The 4,330-nt window shown below is 68.9% G+C and carries 3 protein-coding genes; all 3 read right to left on the bottom strand.

The window, feature by feature from the left end:
* Positions 1–328: 328 nt before the first annotated feature.
* The 3 genes from GL263_RS22470 to thyX all read right to left on the bottom strand — a co-directional run bounded on the left by GL263_RS22470 (position 329) and on the right by thyX (position 3,995).
* Positions 329–2,014 (bottom strand): ribonuclease J, encoded by a 1,686-nt coding sequence (locus GL263_RS22470; RefSeq protein ID WP_182857569.1) that lies wholly within the window; start codon positions 2,012–2,014, stop codon positions 329–331.
* A gap of 164 nt (positions 2,015–2,178) precedes the next feature.
* Positions 2,179–3,102, bottom strand: coding sequence for a 4-hydroxy-tetrahydrodipicolinate synthase (dapA, locus tag GL263_RS22465; protein ID WP_182857568.1), 924 nt, complete (start codon positions 3,100–3,102; stop codon positions 2,179–2,181).
* Positions 3,103–3,302: 200 nt separating this feature from the next.
* The gene (thyX, locus tag GL263_RS22460) at positions 3,303–3,995 is read right to left on the bottom strand and encodes an FAD-dependent thymidylate synthase (protein ID WP_194377826.1); all 693 of its coding nucleotides are present in this window, start codon (positions 3,993–3,995) and stop codon (positions 3,303–3,305) included.
* Between the last annotated feature and the right edge of the window lie 335 nt (positions 3,996–4,330).

Below are 4,330 nucleotides of genomic sequence, written 5' to 3'. Positions count from 1 at the left end.
ACTGTTGAGTTCTCAAGGAACGGACGCTTCCTTCGGATTCCCTTCCGGGCTTCCTCCGGGCGCTTCCCTTCGGTGTTTCCAACCTTACCAGAGTTTTTCCGGCCCGTTTCACCGGGCTGAATTCACTTTGCGGGCATTGGATTCCCGTTTGCCTTTCGGCGCTCCCCGACTTTATCAGAGGTTCTGAGTCGGGTTTCCCGCCCCCGGATCCCACCGGAGTCGCACTGGACTCCGGGCGGTTGTCCCGGGCGGAGAAGTCAACGTACTGGAGTGGGGCGCCCCGATGCAAATCGGGGCGCCCCACGGCCGTACGACGGGTGACGTGCCGTCAGACCTCGACCACGACCGGGAGGATCATCGGGCGGCGCCGGTAGTTGTCCGACACCCAGCGGCCCATGGTGCGACGGATGAGCTGCTGGAGCTGGTGCACCTCCGTCACGCCGTCCTGTGCCGACCGGTCCAGGGCCTCCTGGATGCGCGGGACGACTCCGCTGAAGTCGGCATCGTCGATGCCGGAGCCCCGGCTGTGGATGTGCGGACCACCGGTGATCTTGCCGGTGGCGCTGTCCACGACCAGGAAGACGGAGATGATGCCCTCGTCGCCGAGGATCCGCCGGTCCTTGAGGGCGCTCTCGGTCACGTCGCCGACGGACAGGCCGTCGACGTAGACGTAGCCGGCCTGCACCTTGCCGACGATCTTGGCCTTGCCCTCGACGAGGTCGACGACCACGCCGTCCTCGGCGATGACCACCTGGTCCTGCGGCACGCCCGTGAGCGCCCCGAGTTCGGCGTTGGCCCGCAGATGGCGCCACTCGCCGTGGACGGGCATCAGGTTGCTCGGCTGGCAGATGTTGTAGAAGTACAGCAGTTCGCCGGCGGAGGCGTGGCCGGAGACGTGCACCTTCGCGTTGCCCTTGTGCACGACGTTGGCGCCCCAGCGGGTCAGCCCGTTGATCACCCGGTAGACGGCGTTCTCGTTGCCGGGGATGAGGGAGGACGCCAGGATCACCGTGTCGCCCTGGACGATGCGGATCTGGTGGTCCCGGTTGGCCATCCGGGACAGGGCTGCCATCGGCTCGCCCTGCGATCCCGTGCAGACGAGTACGACCTCTTCTTCGGGGAGGTCGTTGAGCGCCTTGACGTCGACGACAAGCCCGGCGGGGATCTTGAGGTAGCCGAGGTCCCGGGCGATGCCCATGTTGCGGACCATCGAGCGGCCGACGAAGGCGACCCGGCGGCCGTACTCGTGCGCGGCGTCGAGGATCTGCTGGATGCGGTGGACGTGGCTGGCGAAGCTGGCCACGATGATCCGCTTCTGCGCGCCGGCGAAGACCTGCCGCAGCACCTGCGAGATGTCCCGCTCGGGCGGGACGAAGCCCGGGACCTCCGCGTTGGTGGAGTCCGAGAGCAGCAGGTCGATGCCCTCCTCGCCGAGGCGGGAGAAGGCGCGGAGGTCGGTGAGGCGGCCGTCGAGCGGTAGCTGGTCCATCTTGAAGTCGCCGGTGTGCACGACAAGGCCGGCGGGGGTGCGCACGGCGAGGGCGAGCGCGTCCGGGATGGAGTGGTTGACCGCGATGAACTCGCAGTCGAACGGGCCGACCCGCTCCCGGTGGCCCTCCTGGACCTCCAGGGTGTAGGGGCGGATCCGGTGCTCCTGCAGCTTGGCCTCGATGAGCGCGAGGGTCAGCTTGGAGCCGATCAGCGGGATGTCCGGCTTCTCACGCAGCAGGTAGGGCACGCCGCCGATGTGGTCCTCGTGCCCGTGGGTGAGGACGATGCCGTCGATGTCGTCGAGGCGGTCCCGGATGCTGCTGAAGTCGGGGAGGATGAGGTCGATGCCGGGCTGCTCCTCCTCGGGGAAGAGCACGCCGCAGTCGACGATCAGCAGTCTGCCGTCGAACTCGAAGACGGTCATGTTGCGGCCGATCTCCCCGAGGCCGCCCAGCGGGGTGACTCGGAATCCGCCTTCGGGGAGTGGGGGCGGCGAGCCGAGTTCGGGGTGTGGATGACTCAAAAGACTCTCCTCACCGCACGCGCCACGCACCCCCTCGGGCACGTGGCGCGTGCGATCGTCTGGCGCCGCGCGTCACGCGCGGCGGTTGTCGTACGGGTTCCTCTTGTTCCTGTGTGCTGGTGTTCGGTGCTGAAGTGCGGTGCGCTGAGGTTCGGTGCCGGCCGCTAGGCGGTGGGGACCGCTGCCGGGGTGAGCTGGACGCCGCCGGCGGTCAGGTCGCGGTGCAGCTGGGCGGCCTCCTCCTCGGTGAGTTCCACCAGCGGCAGCCGGAGCGGGCCGGCGGGCAGGCCCTGGCTCATGAGCGCCGCCTTGGTGGTGATCACACCCTGGGTGCGGAACATGCCGGTGAAGACCGGGAGCAGCTTCTGGTGGATCTCGGTCGCCTTGGTGACGTCGCCGCTGAGGTGGGCTTCGAGCATCGCGCGGAGTTCCGGGGCGACGAGGTGGCCCACGACCGAGACGAAGCCGACGGCGCCGACGGACAGCAGCGGCAGGTTGAGCATGTCGTCGCCGGAGTACCAGGCGAGGCCGCTGGCGGCGATGGCCCAGCTGGCGCGGCCGAGGTCGCCCTTGGCGTCCTTGTTGGCCACGATGCGCGGGTGCTCGGCGAGGCGGACGATCGTCTCGGTGTTGATCGGCACTCCGGAGCGCCCGGGGATGTCGTAGAGCATGACCGGCAGGTCGGTCGCGTCCGCGATGGCGGTGAAGTGCCGGTAGAGGCCCTCCTGCGGGGGCTTGTTGTAGTACGGCGTGACCGCGAGGAGGCCGTGGGCGCCGGCCTGGGCGGCGGCGCGGGCCAGCTCGAGGCTGTGGCGGGTGTCGTTGGTGCCGGCTCCGGCGACGACAAAGGCCCGGTCTCCGACGGCTTCCACGACGGCCCGTACGAGGCGGGCTTTCTCCGCGTCGGTGGTGGTCGGGGACTCGCCGGTGGTGCCGTTGACGACAAGACCGTCGTTGCCGGCGTCCACGAGGTGGGCGGCGAGACGCTGCGCGCCGTCGAGGTCGAGTTCGCCGTCCGCGGCGAACGGCGTGACCATCGCGGTCAGGACCCGCCCGAAGGGCGTCTGCGGTGTGGAGGTCGGAGCCATGGATCCCACGCTACTCGCAGCCGGGTGCCCGGCGCTCCCTAGGGGTGAGGTCGGATGTGGATCCCGGCACTGCCTGCTCGGGGGTTCAGACAGTGCCGGGTCCGTACTTCAGCGTAGATGAATCGGATGAAATGCCGCAATACGGACACAGCCATCCGGGGCGGAGGGGCTTCGACCGCCCTGACGGGGTGGTTTTCCGGTCAGGGTGCGACACGCCCGTTCGCGTTGAACGCCTCGTGGGTGAGCGGCATCAGCCTGGCCCACTCCGCCTCCATCAGCTCCGCGACCATCTCGATCTCGCGCTGCGGGAAGGACGGCACCCGCGCGAGCTCGTGCTTGGTGCGCAGGCCGAGGAAGTGCATCAGGGAGCGCGCGTTGCAGGTGGCGTACATGGAGGAGTACAGGCCGACCGGCAGGGTGGCCCGGGCGACCTCGCGCGCCACGCCGGCGTCCAGCATCTCCTGGTACGCGGCGTAGGACTGCCGGTAGGACTCGGTCATCTGCTCGCGGACCAGTTCGAGCTGCTTCTCGCTGCCCTCGACGAACTCGTACTTGCCGGGGCGGCCCTTCTGGACGAGCTTGCGGGAGGCGTCCGGCACGTAGAAGACCGGCTCCAGCTCGCGGTAGCGGCCGCTCTCCTCGTTGTAGCTCCAGCCCACGCGGTGGCGGTGGAACTCACGGAAGACAAAAAGCGGCGCGCTGACGAAGAACGTCATCGAGTTGTGCTCGAACGGGCTGCCGTGGCGGTCCCGCATCAGGTAGTTGATCAGACCCTTCGACCGCTGCGGGTCCTTCTCCAGCTCCTCCAGGGACTGCTCCCCCGCGGTGGAGACGCGGGCCGCCCACAGGACGTCCGTGTCGGCCGCGCTGTGCTTGACCAGCTCGACGGTCATGTCGCTGCGGAAGCGGGGGGAGTCGGTCACCGCGGGGTTCCTTCCAGATCTGCTCGGCGTGCGGGTTCACCCTATGCCTCCTCGGGTAGGCGGCTTCCACCGGTGGTCCGGATCCGGTCGGCGGGCAGGGAGGCCGACCGTGTCCGAGAAGTTGCCGTACGCGGGCAACTTCTCGGGACCTCCGCACGTCTGTACGTGTGAGACCGAGATGAGAGTTGGGGGAGGATTTGCCATGTTCCGACGCGGAGAGCAGGTTCCGTTCGCCTTTGTGGCGCAGGCGGATCGTTTCCGCGGCAACGTCACGCCGCCGCCGCGTGAGCGGGCCGGGGCGGGCG

This window comes from Streptomyces durbertensis (genome assembly GCF_014156695.1).
Lineage (GTDB): Bacteria > Actinomycetota > Actinomycetes > Streptomycetales > Streptomycetaceae > Streptomyces > Streptomyces durbertensis.
The sequence above is the reverse complement of the archived record's forward strand: the minus strand, read 5'-3'. Positions and strand labels throughout refer to the sequence as shown.